We start from the raw sequence: 19301 nt of genomic DNA on the forward strand, positions 1-19301 counted from the left end.
GAAGGCCGGTCACCACCAGGAGGAGTCGAGCCGGCCTTCGATCGCTCGGATGTTGGCGCGGGCGCAGTCCTCGCAGAAGTACTCGCGCCGGCCGTTCTCCACCGAACACGTCCAGGTCAGCGGGAGGGTGTCGGTGGTCTTGCCGCAGCGCGCGCAGGCGAGGGGCGCCTCGGGGATACGGGCGTCGTTCACCCTCGTGACGATAGCTCGGCGAAGGCGCCTCGGCCTGGGCAACGCACCGCGGGGGCCGGTCCGTTCGGACCGGCCCCCGCGGGGGCGCCCCTGAGGGCGCGGGGTGGGAACCCCTTAGTTCATGACGGCCATGGCCAGGGCGCGGCGGGCGCGCAGCGACACGCGCTCGGCGCGGCGCTGCATGCGCCGGGCGGCGACCAGGCGCATGGCCTGACGTTCCGCCTCGGCCTCGCGCTGGAGCTCATGCATATGGGCACGAGCCAGGGCTTCTGGGATGAGTTGCATTTCGCGGATCCTGTTCTGACGCGCGGTGTGCGCGGCGGTGGTGGAGAAGTCGGGGGTCGCGGAGCCGATGGGCTCGATCGCGGAGGAGGTCATCGGGGCCTGATTCTGGGGATCGTGCGTGTAGGGGCGGTCGATGGTTCCGGTGGCGCTCATGCCACGACCGGGTTCTTGCGCGGACGGCCACGGGGCCGCTTCCGAGCGACGACCACGCCCTGGACGAAGAGCTCGCCACCCCAGACGCCCCAGGGCTCGCGGCGCTCCTGGGCACCGGCGAGGCAGGCCGCCATGAGCGGGCAGGTCCGGCAGAGGGACTTCGCGTACTCGACGTCGGCCGGGGACTCCGCGAAGAAGACCTCGGGGTCGTAGGCGCGACACGGGACGGGGACGCCGAGGTTCTCGATGGCGTCGTCGAGCGCGGTGAGCGCGGTGAGGGGGGTCAAAGCGTGGTCCTCCGTGGAGCCGGGCAGGGAGATCGAATCGGAAGGCGGTACGGACGGGGCGTGCGCTTCGAGTTGCACGGTGGTCTTTCCTCGTCTGGTCGTTCCGGCCTGTTGGCCGGGCTTTCGGCTGGTACCGGGTGTTTTCTGCCCGAGGCCCCTTCGCTCCGTCATCCCCGTTCGGGGACAAACAGAAGGGCCGCGGATCCCGGGTGGGGTTCCGCGGCCCTGAAGGCGCCTGTCTGATCATGGATCAGACTGGATCACTCCAGGGTTCGAGCCCACGGAAGGCCCACATCATGTGGTGGTGCGTCGTCGTCTGCCGCTGCTGGATTCCGGCACCGGTCGCGGCAAAGGCATAGGCCGTGGCCTTGCCGGCTGCTACTGCTTCCAGTGCCTTGGTCGGTCGCTCATTGCGCTCGATGGCGGACGTGCCGAGACCGGACAGACCGGTGACGGGCAGACCACTGCCAAGGAACGCAGCGCCGGAGAGGCCGAGCGAGCAGGCGGAGGCGATGGAGCGATCGGTCATTTTGGCGGCGGTGACAATGCCGGCGGTGCTGGTCTTGATGTTGCTGATCACGGGGAATCGCCTCCTCTCGGCGTCTCGGAGGGCTCGGGTGCGAGCCGGACCCTCATATGTATTTGGACAAGTACAGCACGAAGACAGGGCTTCTTAGAAGCCGCCGTGTCCGTGGTTAAGAACCTATGGGGCTTGACGGGGCGGGCGCAAACTATTTTCGCGACGAGTTTTCCTCAGACTTCGTCGCCCCCCGCTCCTCCCTCCTCACCTGCGCAGATGGCCAGGACGTCGGCTCCGAAGCGATCGAGCTTGCGGATGCCGACGCCGGAGATCGAGGAGAGCTCCCCGTCGGTGGTCGGGACGCGCTCGGCGATGGCCATGAGCGTCTTGTCGGTGAAGACGCAGTAGGCGGGCTGCGCCAGCTCCCGCGCCTGCTCGGAGCGCCAGTCGCGGAGCCGCTCGTAGAGTCCCTCGTCCATGTCCGAGGGGCAGTCCTCGCAGCGCATGAGCTTCATCGCGCCCGCCTCGGTGAGCGTCGCCCCGCAGACCCGGCACAGGACCGGGCCGCGCGGCTTGCGGCGGCCGCCGGCGAGACCGCGCTCGATGCCTCCGGCAGCGGCGGCCGTGGCGGAGCCGAGGGAGCCGGAGCCGGGGCGCAGACCCTTGAGGAAGCGGCTGGGACGCCGGGAGGCGCGGCCGCCGGGGGCCCGGGACAGCGCCCAGGAGAGCGAGAGGTGGACGCGGGCCCGGGTGACGCCCACGTACAGCAGGCGGCGCTCCTCCTCGACCTGCTCGTCGGTCTTGGCGTAGGTGATGGGCATCATGCCCTCGGTGAGACCGACGAGGAAGACGGCGTCCCATTCGAGGCCCTTGGCCGCGTGCAGCGAGGCGAGGGTGACGCCCTGGACGGTCGGCGCGTGCTGGGCGGCGGCCCGCTCGTCGAGCTCGGCGACCAGGTCGGAGAGGGTGGCGCCGGGCTTGGCGCGGGCGAAGTCCTCGGCGAGCCGGACGAGCGCGGCGAGCGACTCCCAGCGGTCGCGGGCGGCGCCGGAGCCGGTCGGCGGCTGGGGGCTCCAGTTCTTGGTGGAGAGCACGGCCCTGACCTGTGCGGGCAGGTCCTCGGCGTCGTCGAGGAGGGAGTCGTTTCCGCCGGCGCGGGCCGCGCCACGCAGGGCGATGCCCGCTTCCCGTACCTCCTGCCTCTCGAAGAAGCGCTCGGCGCCGCGGAGCTGGTAGGGCACTCCTGCGTCGGCGAGGGCCTGTTCGTAGACCTCGGACTGGGCGTTGATCCGGTAGAGGACGGCGATCTCGCCGGCCGGGACGCCGGCGGCGATGAGGTCCCGGATGCGGCGGGCGGTGCCCTCGGCCTCGGCCGGTTCGTCGGCGTACTCCGTGTAGACGGGCTCGGGGCCCGGGTCCCGCTGGGAGATCAGCTCCAGGCGGTGCTCGGCGGCCCGGCCGCGGGCCTGGCTGAGCAGGCCGTTGGCGAGGTGGACGACCTGCGGGGTGGAGCGGTAGTCCCGGACGAGCTTGACCACCGTGGCGTTCGGGTGGCGGTTGCGGAAGTTCAGGAGGTGGTCGGGGGTGGCGCCGGTGAACGAGTAGATGGTCTGGCTGGCGTCGCCGACGACGCAGAGGTTGTCGCGGTCGCCGAGCCACAGGTCGAGCAGGCGCTGCTGGAGCGGGGAGACGTCCTGGTACTCGTCCACGACGAAGTGCTGGTACTGGCGGCGGATCTGCTCGGCGATGTCGTGCCGGTCCTGGAGGATGCCGACCGTGAGCAGCAGCACGTCCTCGAAGTCGATCACTGAGCGGTCGCGCTTGAGCTGCTCGTACAGCGCGTAGATCTGACTGATCTCGGCCGGGTCTCGCGGGGCGTCCCGGACGGACTTGGCGACCGCCGCCGGATAGTCGGCGGGGACCGTCTGGGTGACCTTGGCCCATTCGATCTCGCTCGTGACGTCGCGCAGCTCGTTCCGGTCGAGGCGGACGCGGCAGCGGGCCGCCGCGTCGGCGACGAGCTGGATCTTCCGCTCCAGGAGCCGGGGCATGTCGCCGCCGACGGCCTTCGGCCAGAAGAACTGGAGCTGACGCAGGGCGGCGGAGTGGAACGTCCGGGCCTGGACGCCCCCGGCCCCGAGCTGTCGGAGCCGGCCGCGCATCTCGCCCGCGGCGCGGTTGGTGAAGGTGACGGCCAGCACACTGGCGGGCTGGAGTATGCCCGCCCGCACCCCGTACGCGATCCGGTGGGTGATGGCGCGCGTCTTGCCCGTGCCGGCTCCCGCCAGCACGCACACCGGGCCGCTCAGGGCCCGCGCGACCTCGCGCTGCTCGGGGTCGAGCCCGTCGAGCACCGCGTCGGCCGTCTCCGGGACCTGCGGGAAGAGAGTGGAGTGCGTTGCTGCTGTCACCTGTCCATGCTGCCAGGTCCGGCGAGCGCGGTGCGGCGGCTTGTCCACAGGCGGGCGGCGCCGGTCATACGAATCCGGGGAATGGTCCGGCCCGGACGTACGTTCTCCCTCTCGGCACCCGTCCGCGAACAAGAGGAGCGCCAGGTCATGCAGGGCACTGTGACGATGTACAGCACCACGTGGTGCGGCTACTGCCGTCGGCTGAAGAGCCAGATGGACCGCGAGGGCATCGCGTACTCGGAGATCAACATCGAGCAGGACCCGGAGTCGGCGGCGTTCGTCGAGAAGGCCAACGGCGGCAACCAGACCGTGCCGACCGTCCTCTTCCCGGACGGCTCGACCCTGACGAACCCCTCGCTCGCGCAGGTCAAGCAGAAGATCGGCGTCTGAGCCCGGGACACCCTGGGCCCAGGACACACGAAACCCCCGGCGGGCGGCACGCCCGGCCGGGGGTTTCCTGTCGCGCGGACCGGCTCAGACCACGTCGCCCGGCTTCGGCAGCGGCTTGCCGTACCAGAGCTCGATCAGCCGGGAGGCGATCGAGATGCCGTACGGGGGCAGCACCTCACCGGACTCGAAGGCGGCGGCGAGGTCCTCGCGGGAGAACCAGCGGGCCTCGTGTATCTCCTCGCCGTCCACGTTTATCTCCGAGGAGGTGGCGCGGGCGAAGAAGCCCAGCATGAGGCTGGACGGGAAGGGCCAGGGCTGGCTGGCGATGTAGTCGACCTCGCCGACCGTGACGCCGGCCTCCTCGAAGACCTCCCGCGCCACCGACTGCTCGATGGACTCGCCGGGCTCGACGAAGCCGGCCAGGGTCGAGAAGCGGCCCTCCGGCCAGTGCACCTGGCGGCCCAGCAGGGCACGGTCCTGGTCGTCCGTGACCAGCATGATGACCGCCGGGTCGGTACGCGGGTAGTGCTCGGCGCCGCAGGCCTGGCAGCGGCGGATGTGCCCGGCGGCGGCGATGACGGTGCGCTCGCCGCAGCGCGAGCAGAAGCGGTGGAGCCGCTGCCAGTTCTCCAGGGCGACGGCGTGCACCATGAGGCCCGCGTCCCGGTCCGAGAGCAGCAGGCCCGCCTCGCGCAGCCCCGCGGGCCGGGCGGACTGGTCCATGCGGCCGGGCAGGGAGTCCTTCTGGAGCGCGAAGTACGACACCCCGTCGGCGTCCGTGCCGAGGAAGTAGCGGTGGGTCTCGGTGACCGGGGCCTCGAACGCCGGGGTCATGACGAGCTCGGTGGTGCCGTCGGGCCGGTCGTCGATGAGCACCTGCCCCCCGGAGACCACGAAGACCCGGGTCGTGGGGTGGCTCCAGGCCGCCGCCAGCCACGCCTCGTCGAGGCGGTGGTGAGCAGCCCGGTCGATGCCGGTCGGTGCGGTCAGCGAGATCGGGCGGTCCGGCCGGTCCGGCCCGACCGTTGACGCGTGCTTCAAGTTGCTCACAGGTGCTTCCAGCTCCCCCGGATCGGTGTGTGGGTTCAGCGCGCGGCGGTGTGGAGGGCGGCGGGCAGGTCGCCCCACAGGTGAGCCGTGGTCTCGACGCCCTTCATGAGGAGATCGAGCTCGATCTTCTCGTTGGGGGCGTGCCAGCCGTCGGACGGGACGGAGATGCCCAGGAACAGTACGGGCGCGTCCAGGACGTCCTGGAGGTCGGCGGCCGGTCCCGAGCCGCCCTCGCGGGTGTAGCGGACCTTGGCACCGTCGAAGGCGCGGCTCATGGCCCCGGCCACGGCCTTGAGGGCGGGGTGGTCGAGGGGGGTGAGGCAGGGGCGGGTCGGGGCCCCGAAGACGATCTCGTACCGGATGCCGGCGGGGACGAGCCCGGACAGCCAGTCCCGTACGGCGAGCTCGATCTTGCCCGGGTCCTGGCCGGCGACCAGCCGGAACGACAGCTTCAGCTGGGCGGAGGCGGGGACGATCGTCTTGCCGCCGGGGCCCTGGTAGCCGCCGCCGATGCCGTTGACCTCGGCGGTGGGGCGGGCCCAGACCCGCTCCAGGGTGGTGAAGCCGGCCTCGCCGAGCGTGCCGTGGGACTTGGCCGTACGCAGCCAGGCGTCCTCGTCGAAGGGGAGCTCGGCGACGAGGGCGCGCTCGGCGTCGGAGAGCTCGGTGACGCCCTCGTAGAAGCCGGGGATCGCGACGCGCTCGGTCTCGTCGTGGAGGGCGGCGACGATCCGGCCGGCGACGGTGGCCGGGTTGGGCACGGCACCGCCGAAGGAGCCGGAGTGGATGTCCTGGTCGGGGCCGTACAGCTCGATCTCGCAGTCGGCGACCCCGCGCATGCCGGTGCACACGGTGGGGGTCGTCTCGGACCACATGCCGGTGTCGGAAACGATCACGGCGTCGGCGGCGAGCCGCTCGGCGTGGGTCTCGACGAGCTCGCGGAAGTGCGGCGAACCGGACTCCTCCTCGCCCTCCACGATCAGCTTCAGGTTGACGGCGGGGGCGGTGCGGCCGGTCGCGGCGAGGTGTGCGCGGACCCCGAGTGTGTGGAAGAACACCTGCCCCTTGTCGTCGGCGGCGCCCCGCGCGTACATCCGGCCGTCGATGACGGTCGGCTCGAAGGGCTCCGTGTGCCAGCCGTCCTCGCGGGCCGCGGGCTGGACGTCGTGGTGGCCGTAGACGAGGACCGTCGGGGCGTCCGGGTCTCCGGACGGCCACTCGGCGAAGACCGCCGGGGCGCCGTCCGTCTCCCACACCTCGACCGTGGCGAAGCCGGTCTCCGTGAGCTTGGCGGCGAGCCACTGGGCGCTGCGGCGTACGTCCCCGGCGCGGTCCGGCTGCGCCGAGACGGAGGGGATGCGCAGCCACTCGGCGAGGTCGCCGAGGAAGGTGGCGCGATGCTGCTCGATGTACGTACGCACGGCGTGGACGGCGCTGTCCGGGGTCTCGCTCATGCCTCCGAGCCTATCCGGCGCCGGGGGGTGCCTCGGCAAGGAGGAGGGCCTCCAGCTCCGCACGCCCCGGCAGGCGGGCGGGGCGGGCGACCTCACCCGTCCGGACGTAGACGAAGGCGGCCGTGACGTCCTCGGGTGCGAGGCCGTGCTGCTCGGCCCAGGCGAGCCGGTAGATCGCGAGCTGGAGGGGGTCGGCGGTGCGGTGGTGGCTGGTCTTCCAGTCGACGATCTCGTACGCGCCGGTGTCCGGGTCCCGGTAGACGGCGTCGATCCGGCCCCGGACGACCCGGCCCGCGAGCGTGAGGTGGACGGGGACCTCGACGCGGTACGGGGAGCGGTGGGCGTACGGCGTGCGGCCGAAGGCCTCCTTGAGGGAGTCGAGGTCCCGCTCGTCGAGGATCTCGGGCTCTCCGGCGAAGTCCTCGCCGCCGGGCAGCTCCTCCGGGCCGAGGAACGGCAGCGGCAGCTCCTCGAAGCGGGACTCCACCCAGGCGTGGAAGCGGGTGCCCCGGCGGGCCGCGGGCTGCGGCGGCTTGGGCATGGGGCGGGCCAGGTCCTGGGCGAAGCCGTCGGGGTCGGCGGCGAGGCGCAGCACCTGGGAGGCGGACAGGTAGGCGGGCAGCAGGACGTCCCGGGTCGTCGCGCGGGCGCGGCGGAGTTCGGTGGTGAGCGCGGTGAGGTCGCGGTCCCAGGAGGCGATGGTGCGGGCGTCCTCGGGGGTGAGGTGGTTGTACGGCTCCTCCGAGGGCGCCTCGGGCTCCCTCGGCGGCGGGACCGCGTCCTTGTGGAGGTCCTCCGGGAGGGTCTCTTCGTCCCAGAAGGGTTCCTCCTCCTCGGGCCAGTGGTCCTGGGGGAACGGTTCCGAGCGGTGGGGCGCTGCGCTGGGGGCGTTGTGCCCACCCGTTCCGCCTTGCGGAACGTATGCCCACAACGCGGTGCGGACGAGACCCGCCGCCTCCTGGCGGCGCCTGAAGGACTCCGCGTCCAGTGGCAGTGGCCAGGCCCGGTCACGGTCCGGTTCCGCCAGGGACGGGTTCTCCGTGTCCGGTTCCGGTTCTTCCGCCCAGGACTCGATGTCGCCGTGGCCGGCCTCACAGTGTTCGTACAGGGCCTGGAGGAAGGCCGAGGGGCCCCGGGGCTTCTTCTGGGACGGGCCCCACCAGTGGGCCGAGCCGAGGAGGAGGGAGCGGGGGCGCGTGAAGGTGACGTAGCCGAGGCGGAGCTCCTCCGTGTGCTGGTGGTCCCGCATGGCGTTCTTGAACGACGTGAGGGACTTGGCGTCCCAGGAGTCGATCCCCGGCAGCGTCTCCGCGTCGCCGCGCAGGGCGTGCGGGAGCACCTGGGGCTGCGAGGTCCAGGCCTCTCGGGCGCGGGCGCTCGGGAACGCTCCTGCGACGAGACCGGGGGCGGCGACGACGTCCCACTCCAGGCCTTTGGACTTGTGGGCGGTGAGGACCTTCACCGTGTTCTCGCCGCCCGGGAGGGCGTTGTCGAGGCCCTTCTCGAACTGGACCGCCGTGCGCAGGAAGCCGAGGAAGGCGAGCAGGCTCGCCTCGCCGTCGAGGGAGGCGAAGCCGGCGGCGATGTCCAGGAAGTTCGAGAGGGTCTCGCGGCGGCGGGCGGCCAGCGCGTGCGGGGAGGCCGAGAGCTCGACCTCCAGGCCGGTCGCGGCGAGAATCCGGTGCAGGACGTCCATGAGCGGGTCGGCGAGCGAGGTGCGCAGGGCGCGCAGCTCGGCGGCGAGGCGGGCGAAGCGGACCCGGGCCTCGGCGGAGAAGGGCAGGCCGTCGTCGGCGGCGCCGCCGGAGTCCAGGAAGGTGTCGAGCGCGTCGGCGAGCGAGACGACCTCCGCCGGGTCGACGCCCTCGACGGCGGCGGCGAGCCGCTGCTCGGGGTCCGGGTCGCCGGCGCCGCGGTGAACGAGGAGGCGGGCGCGGCGGCCGAGGAGGGCCAGGTCGCGGGGGCCGATCCGCCAGCGGGGGCCGGTGAGGAGGCGGACGAGGGAGGCGTTGGCCCCCGGGTCCTGGAGGACCTCGCAGACGGCGACGAGGTCGGCGATCTCGGGCAGGTGGAGGAGGCCGGAGAGGCCGACGACCTCGACGGGCACGTCACGGGCGACGAGCGCGGCGTGGATCGCGGGGAAGTCGGTGGCGGTCCGGCACAGGACGGCGATCTCACCGGGCTCTCGGCCGGTGCGGACGAGGTGGGCGAGGGAGTCGGCCAGCCAGTCGATCTCCTCGGCGTGGGTGGGGAGGAGCGCGATGCGGACGCTGCCGTCCTGCTCGGCGCCCGGCGCGGGGCGCAGGGCCTCCACGCCCGCGTGCATGGCGCGCAGGGGGGCGGCGAGGCCGTTGGCGAGGTCGAGGAGCCGGCCGCCGCTGCGCCGGTTCTCGGAGAGCGAGTAGCGGCTCGCGGGGGTGCCGTCGGCGTGCGGGAAGTGCTCGGGGAAGTCGTCCAGGTTGGCGACGGAGGCACCGCGCCAGCCGTAGATGGCCTGGCAGGGGTCGCCGACGGCGGTGACCGCGTGTCCGGTGGCGATGCCGGTGGGGCCCTGGCCGAAGAGGCCGGAGAGCAGCAGTCGCTGGGCGACGGAGGTGTCCTGGTACTCGTCGAGGAGGACGACCCGGAACTCCTCGCGCAGCAGGGCCCCGACCTCGGGCCGGGTGGTGGCGAGCTCGGCGGAGAGGGCGATCTGGTCGCCGAAGTCGAGCAGGTCGCGGGAGCGCTTGGCGGCGCGGTAGCGGACGACGAGGTCGAGCAGCTCGCGACGGGCGGCGGTGGCCTCGGGGATCTTGCGCAGTTCGGCGTTGCTGAGCTTGGCGCCGGCGAGCGTGGTCAGCAGCTCGGAGTCGTACGCCCTGAGGTCCCGGGGCCGTACGAGGTGCTCGGCGAGCTCGCCGTCGAGGGCGAGGAGGTCGGTGACGAGGGTCGGGAAGGACTTGGTCAGCGCCGGGTACGGGCCGGGGGCCTCGCGCAGCACGCGCGCGGCGAGCTGGTAGCGGGTGGCGTCGGCGAGGAGCCGGGCGGTGGGCTCCAGACCGATGCGGAGGCCGTGGTCGGTGAGGAGCTGTCCGGCGAAGGCGTGGTACGTGGAGATGCGGGGCTCGCCGGGGGGCTCGTCCGGGTCGATGACGTCGGGATCGGTCACCCCGGCTCGGACGAGGGCGGTGCGGACGCGCTCGGCGAGTTCGCCGGCGGCCTTGTTGGTGAAGGTGAGGCCCAGGACCTGCTCGGGGGCGACCTGTCCCGTACCGACCAGCCAGACCACGCGGGCGGCCATGACCGTCGTCTTGCCGGAGCCGGCTCCGGCCACGACGACCTGCGGGGCGAGCGGCGCGGTGATGCAGGCCGTCTGCTCCGGGGTGAACGGGATGCCGAGGAGCTCCTTGAGCTGCTCGGGGTCGGTGAGGTGTGCGGTCACCTCAAAGAGGCTAACGCGGCCCACCGACAGTGCGGCCGCGCGCGGGATCCCCGACCGGCCGGGCGCGGCTCACGCTGTGGTCCGGATCACGCGCTCGTGCCCTCGTCCAGCTTCGACAGGTCCACCGTCTCGTCGGCGGGCGGGACGGTCACGTCCACGGGTTCGTCGAACTCGGAGAGCGTCATGGAGCCGGGTTCCTCGCCGCCCGTCTTGTCGATCTTGAGGATGTACGGCTTTCCCTCCTGGGAGACGGAGACGGTGGTGGTCTCGGGTGCGGCCGTCTCCTCGGCGCTCGTCTCGTCGCCGGTGTCTTTCTTCACGAGCGTCGCGACGGGGGTGCCGTCCACCTCGCCGTCGGGCCCGCGCTTCAGGTCGCCCGGCGCCCCCTTCTCCTCGTCCAGGGAGGCGAGGAGGCCTTCCAGGTCGCAGACCTCGCTGAGGTCACTGGCGCCCGCCTGCCCCGGGGCGATCTTCAGCCAGCGGCCCTTGACGAGCTCGATCGTGGCGTCGATCTGCCCCTCGGGCACGCCCTGGCCGGCCATGGAGACGCGCCAGAAGGCCTCGTCGCCCTTCATGTACGTGAAGTCGTCGACGCGGCGCAGTTCGGAGGTGCCGCCGCCGATCTTCATCAGGCCGGTGCACTCGTCGCGCTCGTTGACGGCGAAGTCGATGTCCAGCGCCTCGCCGTCGGTCACGACCCGGCCCGTCATGCGGAGCGAGGTCGCGGACTGGGTGGCGGTGACCGCCCGGTCCGCGATCTCCTCCGGGGTGAGGTCCGCGAAGGGATCCGGTGAGGGGGAGGGGGCGAGCGCCAACGCGAGGGGTGCGGCCTCCTGGACCGCCGCCCCGGCCGCTGTCGGGGGCGCCGCCCAGGCCGCCGCGGACGCGGGTCCCGCGACGGCGACGGCGGCACAGACGACGGCTGCGGCGCGGAGCTTTCGGTGGGACGCCATGCGAGCCTCCTCGCGGATTCCCCGGCCCCTGTCCACCAGGGTCGCCCCACGCGCGCGTGCCCGCGACCGGACGGGGCGGTCAGGAGGCGCCGGCGAGCTCCGCCATGTCGACGACCTGGTCGGCCGGGGGCGCGGTGACCGTGATCGGCTTGTCGTAGTCGCTGAAGGTGACCGTGCCGGGCTCCTTGCCGCCGGCCTCCACGACACGGAGGACGAACGGCTTGGCGGAGTCCTTGGCCACGTAGAAGGTGGTGGTCTCGCCCTTCGTGCCCTTCTTCGTCAGCACGGCGGCGGGCGTGCCGTCTACGTCGGCGTCCTCGCCGCGGGTCAGGCCCTTGCGCGGCGTGTCCTCGTCCATGTCCTTGACGATGGTCTTGAGGTCGCAGAAGGCGTCGGGGCCTTCGTCTCCGGCGGGCATCTTCATCCAGCGGCCCTTGAGCAGCGCGGTCATCGCGCCGTCCTCCTCCGAGGAGTCGCCCTCCCCGCCGGCGGTGGAGCTCCAGAAGGCCTCGTCGCCCTTCATGTAGCTGAAGCCGCCGGTGCCGATCATCTCGGCCTTGCCGCCCTTGGCGGCCTCCATCGTGCCCTGGCAGGAGCCCTTGCTGTCGACGGAGAGATCGACCGTCATCTCCTCGCCGTCGGTCTTGCCCTTGCCGTTCATGTGGAAGGCGGTGGCCGCCTTCGTCGTCGCGACCGCCTTGTCGGCGATGGCGTCGGCCGTGAGGCCGGCGAAGGGGTCCGCGGCCTTGTCGTCGCCCTGGGAACAACCCGTGACGCCCGCGACCACGGCCGCGCAGACCGTCGCCGCAACCCAGAGCTTCCGATTGGCCTTCATGCGTGTACTCCCTCAGCGTTCGTTCACAGCCGTCTTCACAGACTGTCTTCACGGCGGCCTTATGCGGGCCGCCGTGAAGACCGACGCGTGAGGGCGAGCAAAGGGTGCACGAAGCGGAGCGTGATGCTCCGCACATGTCGTCATTCGACGATCTGGCGGCCCTCCGGCTGGGCGCTGCACGAGGCGCGGAAGGCGCAGTTCGCGCAGTGCCCGCCGGTCGTGGGCGTGAAGCGCTCGTCGAGGACTCGGCCGGCGGCGGTGGCGAGCAGGTCCCCGACCCACTCCCCTTCCAGGGGTTCCTGGGCCTGGACCTTGGGCAGGGCGTCCCCGCCCTCCTTCTTCGGGGCGGCCTGCCTCAGCTGGACGAGTTCGGCGCCGCCCGGCTCCGGCCGGTGCCCGTCGAAGACCTCGTCGAGGGCTCCCTCCCGGACCGCGAGCTGGTAGACGGCGAGCTGCGGGTGGTGGGCGACCTCGTCCCGGGTGGGCGCGGACTTGCCGGTCTTGAAGTCGACGACGTACGCGCGGCCCTGCTCGTCGGTCTCGACGCGGTCCATGGAGCCGCGGATGCGGACCGCGTACTCCCCCGCCTCCAGGGTCACGTCGAAGCCGTGCTCGGAGGCGGCGGGGGTGCGGCCGCCGCGGTCCATGACGTGCCATTGCAGGAAGCGTTCGAGTGCCACGCGCGCGTGGGCCTTCTCCTGGGCCGACTTCCAGGGCGCGTCGAAGGCGAGGGCGTCCCAGACGGAGTCCAGGCGGGCCATCAGGACGTCGAGGTCGGCCGGGGTGCGGCCGGAGGCGACCTCGTCGGCGAGGACGTGCACGACGTTGCCGAAGCCCTGCGCGGCGGTGGCCGGGGCCGCGGCCTTGACCTCGCGCCCCAGGAACCACTGGAGGGAGCAGGTGGTGGCGAGGTTCTCCAGGGCGCTCGGCGACAGGGCGACGGGCGCTTCGCGGTCGCGCAGCGGCACCGTGCTGTGCGTCGGCTCGAAGAGTCCCCACCAGCGGTCCGGGTGCGCGGCCGGCACCAGCGGCTGGCCGTCCTCGTCGGTGAGCGCGGCGAGGGAGGCGAGGCGGTGGGCGGCGGCGTCGCGGAGCGCGGGCGAGGCGGCCGGGTCGACGGTCGTCGCCCGGAGCTCGGCGACCAGGGCGGAGACGGCGAGGGGGCGGCGGGGGCGGCCGGGCACCTCCTTCGGCTCGGCGCCGAACTCGGTGAGGAACCGTGAGGGCTGGTCCCCGTCCTCCGCCGGTGCCTTCACGGCGGTGACGACGAGGCGGTCGCGGGCGCGGGTGGCGGCCACGTAGAAGAGGCGGCGCTCCTCGGCGAGCAGGGCGCCCGGTGTGAGGGGCTCGGCGAGGCCGTCGCGGCCGATGCGGTCGGCTTCGAGGAGGGAGCCGCGGCGGCGCAGGTCGGGCCAGAGGCCCTCCTGGACGCCGGCGACGACGACGAATCCCCATTCGAGGCCCTTGGAGCGGTGGGCGGTCATGAGGCGGACGGCGTCGGGGCGGGTGTGGCGGCGGGTGAGGGTGTCGGCGGCGATGTCCTGGGCGTCGAGCTCTTCGAGGAAGTTGAGGACACCACGGCCGCCGACGCGTTCCTCGGCGCGGGCGGCGGTCTCGAAGAGCGCGCAGACGGCGTCGAGGTCGCGGTCGGCGTTGCGCCCGGCGGGGCCGCCGCGGAGGGCGGCGCGCTCCAGGCGGCCGGGCCAGGGGGTGCCGTTCCAGAGCACCCAGAGTGCCTCCTCGGCGGTGCCGCCGGCGTCGAGGAGCGTACGGGTCTCCTGGAGGAGCTTGCCCAGGCGCTGGGCGCCGCGGGCGTAGGCGGGGTCGTGGGCGACGAGGCGCTCGGGCTCGGCGAGGGCGCGGGCGAGGAGGACGTCGGAGGGGGGCGGGACCTTGTTGCCCGCGGCGCGCTCCTCGTCGCGGAGGGCGCGGCCGAGGCGGCGGAGGTCGGCGGGGTCGACGCCGGCGAGGGGTGAGGCGAGGAGTTCCTGCGCGGTCTCCACGGGGAGCCATCCGGCGGTGGCGGTGGCGGTGGCGTCGGTTGCGGGCTCCGGCTGCGCCGGGGCGTCGCCGTCGGGCGCGGGTCCGGGTGCGGCGGGCGCGGCGGGGGCGGACGCGGGCGCGGGCACGGGCGCGGCGGGCGCGGGCGCGTGGGGCGACGGGGGCGCCGACGGTGCGGCGCCGTGGGTGGTTGTGCCCACCCGTTCCGCCCCGGCGGAACGCATGCCCACAACGAGATCCGGCGAGAGCGCGGGCTCGGCCGCGGCCAGGTCCGACGAGAGCGCGGGCTCGGCCACGGCCAGGTCCGACGAGAGCGCGGGCTCGGCCACGGCCAGGTCCGACGAGTGTGCGGTGTGGTGGGGCTTCGCCACCGCGCGGAGGGCCAGGAGCAGGGGGGAGACCGCCGGCTCGTGGCGGAGGGGGGTGTCCGCGGCGTCCGTCTCGACCGGGACGCCCGCCGAGGTGAGGGCGCGGCGGAGGGACGGGAGGGTGGCGGCGGCTCGGGTGAGGACGGCCATGTCCTGCCAGGGGACGCCGTCCTCCAGGTGTGCCCGGCGCAGCAGGTCGGCGATGTTCTCGGCCTCCGCCGAGGCCGTGGGGTACGTGTAGGCCTCGGCCCGGCCGCCCGGGCGGGCCGGCGTCAGCTCGCGGTGCGCGCGGACCTTTTCGGAGGGGAGCCGGGTCAGCGGCATGCGCTGGGTGAGCAGCCTCGTCGCGCCGAGGAGCTCGGCGCCCGCGCGGCGCGAGGTGCCCAGGACCTTGACGGCCGCGCCGCCGAAGGCGTCCGGAAAGTCGAGGATGCCGTTCACGTCGGCGCCCCGGAAGGCGTAGATGGACTGGTCCGGGTCGCCGAAGGCGACGACCGTGGGCCCGCCCGTCGCCCGCTCGCCGCCCCGCACGGACGCCCGGCGGGCGGCCCCGGTCGCCTCGCCCGTGAGGGCGTGCAGGAGCCGGACCTGCGCCGGGTCGGTGTCCTGGTACTCGTCGACGTAGATCGCGTCGTACCCGGGCAGGCGGGCGCTCCTCGCGAGCGGTACGGCCCGGTGGACGAGTTCCGTGTAGTCGAGGACGCCCTGGAGGTCGAGGACGTCGAGGTACTCGGCGAGGAAGGCGGCCGCCGCCTTCCAGTCCGGGCGGCCGACGCGCTCCGCGAAGCGGGCCAGGGCGTCGGGGCCGAGGCCCAGCTCGCGCGAGCGCGCGAGGACGGCCCGGACCTCGTCGGCGAAGCCGCGGGTGGTGAGGCAGGCGCGGAGTTCGTCGGGCCAGGCGACCCGTCCGAGGCCCGCCTTCTCCAGGTCGATCTGGCCGGCGAGCAGCTCGCGCACGGCGAGGTCCTGCTCGGGTCCGGAGAGCAGCCGCAGCGGTTCGGCGAAGAGCTCGGCGTCCTGGTGGGCGCGGATCAGGGCGTAGCAGTACGAGTGGAAGGTCGTCGCCTGCGGCGGGCGGCGGCCGCCGAGCCGGGTGGCCATCCGGTCGCGGAGTTCGACGGCGGCCTTGCGGCTGAAGGTGAGGACGAGGAGCCGCTCGGGATCGGCGCCCCGCTCCATCCGGGCCGCGACCGACTCGACCAGCGTCGTCGTCTTTCCGGTGCCGGGTCCGGCGAGGACGAGGAGTGGTCCGCCCTCGTGGTCAACCACTTCCCGCTGGGCTGCGTCCAGCTGAGGGGGATCCAGCGGGGCCGGCGCGGTACGCACCAGTCGGTACGCGCCCGGGGTCCGCTGCCGGCCCGCACCCGGGTACGGCTGACCCTGGTGCGGCGTGTGCCGGGTGGTGGAGGAGGAGCTCACGTGGTTCGCCGGTCCTGGGGGAAGAGGTGGTGCGGGTGATGCGGATGTTGCGGGTGTCGCGCCCATGCGCCGCGGCCGTCGCCACGGCGGACGCGAACGTCGACGTTACGCGAAACGGACCGGCGCCGAGCCGTACTCCGGAGCGGATACGGCACCGCGCCCCGTACCGGAAGCGACACCTCATCCCGTACCGCGTCCGCCCCACCGGCCCCTTCCGCCTCGCCCGGCACACGGCCCCCGGGGCTCCGGACTCAGGTGTGAGATCCGTCCCAGCGCGCCCGCCGCATGTCGATCCTCGGCACGTGTCCCTCGGCAGCCCGGCCCGCCTCGCGCAGCGGAGTGCCCTCCGCGCGGTAGTGGTCGAGCGCCCGCAGCTCGTGCCCGGGAAGCAGGACCCCGTCCGAGCGGACCACGCGCCACCACGGGGCCGAACCGCCATACAGGGCCATCACCCGGCCGACCTGACGCGGCCCGCCCTCGCCCAGCCATTCGGCGACGTCGCCGTAGGTCATGACCCGGCCGGGCGGGATCCCGTCGGCGACGTCGAGCACCCGCTCCGCGTACTCGGGCAGTTCTCCGGTCTCCCCCACGGGTTCCTCCAGGCTCATCCGTCTCATCCTGCCTCACCCCACCGACATGGCCCTGATGCCTCCGCGCGGCGGCTCTTCGTGCCACCATCGTCCGGGCGGTGACTGGTGATACGAGATCAAGAGCGACAAATACACGAACAAGAGCAAGAACGAGAACAGCGGCAAGAGCGGGAACGACAAGACGCACATGCAGAGACGGACAGGGTGATGGGGCAGGACACGCAGCCTCCCGAGGAGGGTGAGGCCGGGCTCCCCGAGCGGGTCTCCGGGGACGAGCCCCTGCTCGCCGCCCGCGTGCACCGGCCCTCCGACCTGATGCGGCTGCTCGCCGGTCTCCTCGCCATCGGTCTCGTCATCGCCATCGCCGCCTTCGCGCACGGCACGACGTCGGGCCTGGAGGAGGACATCAACAAGGGCGCCGGCGGTGCCCCCGACGTCTTCGTCAAGATCGCCGGTCTCGTCTCCTCCATCGCCGTCCTGCTGGTCCCGGTCGCCTTCGCCATCGAGCGCCTGATCAAACGGGACGGCCTGCGCATCGCCGACGGCGTCCTCGCCGCGGTCCTCGCGCACGGCGTCACCCTCGCCACCGACCTCTGGGTCGCCCAGGGGGCACCCAGCACGATCCAGGAAGCGCTGACCCAGCCGCAGTCCGGGGGCGGGCTCACCGACCCGGTGCACAACTACCTCGCCCCGGTCATCGCGTACATGACCGCCGTCGGCATGGCCCGCAGGCCCCGCTGGCGGGTGTCGCTCTGGGCGGTGCTGCTGCTCGACGCCTTCACGATGCTGGTCGCCGGCTACACCACGGCGCTCTCCATCGTGCTGACCGTGCTGATCGGCTGGACCGTGGCCTACGGCACGCTGTACGCCGTCGGCTCCCCGAACGTCAGACCCACCGGCCAGACGCTCCTCGCCGGCCTGCGCCGGGTCGGCTTCCGGCCGGTCACGGCGCTTCGTGCCGAGGGCGTGCCGGACGCCGCGGACACCGGGGACCGGGGCCGCCGGTACATCGTCACCCTGGAGGCCGGGCCCCCGCTCGACGTCACCGTCGTCGACCGCGAGCAGCAGGCACACGGCTTCTTCTACCGGATGTGGCGGCGGATCACGCTGCGGACGATCACCACCCGCCGGTCGATCGTCTCGCTCCGCCAGGCCCTGGAGCAGGAGGCGCTCCTCGCCTACGCGGCCATCGCCGCCGGGGCGAACGCGCCGAAACTGATCGCCACCTCGGAGCTCGGCCCCGACGCCGTGATGCTCGTGTACGAGCACATCGGCGGCCGGAGCCTCGACTCGCTCGACGACAAGGAGATCACCGACGAGCTGGTCCGCGGTGCCTGGCGACAGGTGCGGGCGCTCCAGTCGCGCCGGATCGCCCACCGCAGGCTCGCGGGTGACGCGATCTTGGTGGATCGTTCCGGCAGGGTGTTCCTGACCGACCTTCGGGGCGGCGAGATCGCGGCCGGGGACCTGATCCTGCGGATGGACATCGCGCAGCTGCTCACCACCCTCGGCCTGCGGGTCGGGGCCGAGCGGGCGGTCGCGGCGGCCGTGGAGATCCTCGGGCCGGACAGCGTCGCCGACTGCCTGCCGCTCCTCCAGCCGATCGCCCTGAGCCGCTCCACGCGCGCGACGCTGCGGCGGCTGGCGCGGGAGCGGTCGCAGCGCGAGCGGGAGGCCGTGCTCGCGGCCTCCGAGGCGGCCAAGCACGAGCGGGAGCTCGCGAAGGCCGAGGCCGCGGCGGACCGGACGGCGGTCGAGACGCCGGGCGGGATGTCGGTCGCGACCTCGGACAGACCGGCCGCACAGGCCGGGGCCAAGGGCGGGACCAAGGCCGGGACGAAGGCCGAGCGGAAGGCGGACCGGAAGGCCGAGAAGCGGGCCCTCGACACGGCGCTCGACGAGGCCCGCGAGGAGGACCTGCTGGCACAGATCCGGCAGCAGGTCCTGCTCATCCGCCCGCAGGCGCCGGCGGAACCGGTCCGGCTGGAGCGGATCAAGCCGCGGACCCTGGTCAGCCTGATCGCCGGCGTGATCGCCGCGTACTTCCTCCTCGCCCAGATCTCCCGTACGCCGCTGTCGACGATCGGCGAGGCGGACTGGCGGTGGGTGACGGCCGCGGTGCTGTTCTCCGCGATCAGCTACCTGGCGGCGGCCATGAGCCTGCTGGGCTTCGTGCCGGAGCGGGTCGGGTTCTGGCGGACGGTGGTGGCGCAGGTCGCCGGCTCGTTCGTGAAGATCGTCGCCCCGGCGGCGGTCGGCGGCGTCGCCCTGAACACCCGCTTCCTCCAGCGCTCGGGGGTGCGGCCGGGGCTCGCGGTGGCCAGCGTCGGCGCCTCGCAGCTCTTCGGACTCGGGGCGCACATCCTGCTGCTGCTCGCCTTCGGCTATCTGACGGGGACGGAGCGGTCGCAGTCCTTCACCCCGTCGAGGACGGTCATCGCCGGTCTCCTCACGGTCGCGGTGCTCGTGCTCGTCGTGACGGCGATCCCGTTCATGCGGAAGTTCGTGTCGACGCGGCTGCGCTCGCTCTTCGCCGGTGTGGTGCCCCGCATGCTGGACGTGCTCCAGCGGCCGATGAAGCTGCTCACCGGCATCGGCGGAATGCTGCTGCTCACCCTCACCTTCGTGCTCTGCCTGGACGCCTCGATCCGGGCCTTCGACCACGAGAACCAGTCGCTCAGCTACGCGAGCGTGGCGGTCGTCTTCCTCGCGGGCAACGCGCTCGGTTCGGCGGCGCCGACCCCGGGCGGCGTGGGAGCGGTCGAGACCGCGCTCACCTTCGGTCTGGTGGCGGTCGGCCTCCCCATCGAGGTGGCGACCCCGGCGGTCCTGCTGTACCGGCTGCTGACCCTGTACATCCCGGTCCTCCCGGGCTGGATCTGCTTCAACTGGCTGACGAAACGCGAAGCGCTGTAGCCGCCACCCGTCCGGACCCCCGCCCCGCGCGGAGGTCCGGACACCGGCCCACGATG

The 19301-nt window shown here is 73.3% G+C and carries 14 protein-coding genes; 2 read left to right on the top strand and 12 right to left on the bottom strand.

What is annotated here, in order from left to right; genetic code table 11:
• Window positions 1-9: 9 nt before the first annotated feature.
• The 5 genes from IE124_RS21310 to IE124_RS21330 all read right to left on the bottom strand — a co-directional run bounded on the left by IE124_RS21310 (window position 10) and on the right by IE124_RS21330 (window position 3848).
• Window positions 10-192 carry a hypothetical protein gene (locus tag IE124_RS21310; protein ID WP_189509479.1) on the bottom strand — a complete coding sequence of 61 codons (183 nt, stop codon included), beginning with the start codon at window positions 190-192 and terminating at the stop codon, window positions 10-12.
• A 114-nt stretch (window positions 193-306) separates the two neighbouring features.
• Window positions 307-630: a putative WhiB-interacting protein gene (locus IE124_RS21315; RefSeq protein ID WP_189509480.1), complete on the bottom strand. Its 324-nt coding sequence runs from the start codon at window positions 628-630 to the stop codon at window positions 307-309.
• Window positions 627-995, bottom strand: coding sequence for a WhiB family transcriptional regulator (locus IE124_RS21320; protein ID WP_189509481.1), 369 nt, complete (start codon window positions 993-995; stop codon window positions 627-629). Before IE124_RS21320 ends, IE124_RS21315 begins: the two co-directional genes overlap by 4 nt.
• A gap of 172 nt (window positions 996-1167) precedes the next feature.
• On the bottom strand, window positions 1168-1494 hold the full coding sequence (locus IE124_RS21325; protein WP_229832667.1) for a hypothetical protein: 327 nt from the start codon (window positions 1492-1494) through the stop codon (window positions 1168-1170).
• 176 nt (window positions 1495-1670) lie between these two features.
• Window positions 1671-3848 (bottom strand): ATP-dependent DNA helicase UvrD2, encoded by a 2178-nt coding sequence (locus tag IE124_RS21330; RefSeq protein WP_189509482.1) that lies wholly within the window; start codon window positions 3846-3848, stop codon window positions 1671-1673.
• Between the two features lie 147 nt (window positions 3849-3995).
• Here IE124_RS21330 and IE124_RS21335 point away from each other — a divergent pair, with 147 nt between their 5' ends.
• Window positions 3996-4238 carry a mycoredoxin gene (locus IE124_RS21335; protein WP_189509483.1) on the top strand — a complete coding sequence of 81 codons (243 nt, stop codon included), beginning with the start codon at window positions 3996-3998 and terminating at the stop codon, window positions 4236-4238.
• Between the two features lie 84 nt (window positions 4239-4322).
• Here IE124_RS21335 and nudC read toward each other — a convergent pair whose 3' ends face one another.
• The 7 genes from nudC to IE124_RS21370 all read right to left on the bottom strand — a co-directional run bounded on the left by nudC (window position 4323) and on the right by IE124_RS21370 (window position 16356).
• Complete coding sequence (gene nudC / locus IE124_RS21340) at window positions 4323-5288, bottom strand: NAD(+) diphosphatase (RefSeq protein WP_229832649.1); 966 nt, start codon at window positions 5286-5288, stop codon at window positions 4323-4325.
• Between the two features lie 35 nt (window positions 5289-5323).
• The gene (locus tag IE124_RS21345) at window positions 5324-6742 is read right to left on the bottom strand and encodes a dipeptidase (protein WP_189509484.1); all 1419 of its coding nucleotides are present in this window, start codon (window positions 6740-6742) and stop codon (window positions 5324-5326) included.
• Between the two features lie 10 nt (window positions 6743-6752).
• Window positions 6753-10163, bottom strand: coding sequence for an ATP-dependent helicase (locus IE124_RS21350; RefSeq protein ID WP_189509485.1), 3411 nt, complete (start codon window positions 10161-10163; stop codon window positions 6753-6755).
• A gap of 86 nt (window positions 10164-10249) precedes the next feature.
• Complete coding sequence (locus IE124_RS21355) at window positions 10250-11116, bottom strand: hypothetical protein (protein ID WP_189509486.1); 867 nt, start codon at window positions 11114-11116, stop codon at window positions 10250-10252.
• 79 nt (window positions 11117-11195) lie between these two features.
• Window positions 11196-11951, bottom strand: a complete 756-nt coding sequence (locus IE124_RS21360) for a hypothetical protein (RefSeq protein ID WP_189509487.1) — start codon at window positions 11949-11951, stop codon at window positions 11196-11198.
• Between the two features lie 140 nt (window positions 11952-12091).
• Window positions 12092-15739, bottom strand: a complete 3648-nt coding sequence (locus IE124_RS21365; protein WP_189509488.1) for an ATP-dependent helicase — start codon at window positions 15737-15739, stop codon at window positions 12092-12094.
• Between the two features lie 251 nt (window positions 15740-15990).
• Window positions 15991-16356, bottom strand: a complete 366-nt coding sequence (locus IE124_RS21370; RefSeq protein ID WP_189509489.1) for an MGMT family protein — start codon at window positions 16354-16356, stop codon at window positions 15991-15993.
• A gap of 180 nt (window positions 16357-16536) precedes the next feature.
• Here IE124_RS21370 and IE124_RS21375 point away from each other — a divergent pair, with 180 nt between their 5' ends.
• The gene (locus IE124_RS21375; protein WP_189509490.1) at window positions 16537-19245 is read left to right on the top strand and encodes a lysylphosphatidylglycerol synthase transmembrane domain-containing protein; all 2709 of its coding nucleotides are present in this window, start codon (window positions 16537-16539) and stop codon (window positions 19243-19245) included.
• Window positions 19246-19301 lie beyond the last annotated feature (56 nt).

The organism is Streptomyces narbonensis, assembly GCF_014649015.1.
Taxonomy (GTDB): domain Bacteria; phylum Actinomycetota; class Actinomycetes; order Streptomycetales; family Streptomycetaceae; genus Streptomyces; species Streptomyces narbonensis.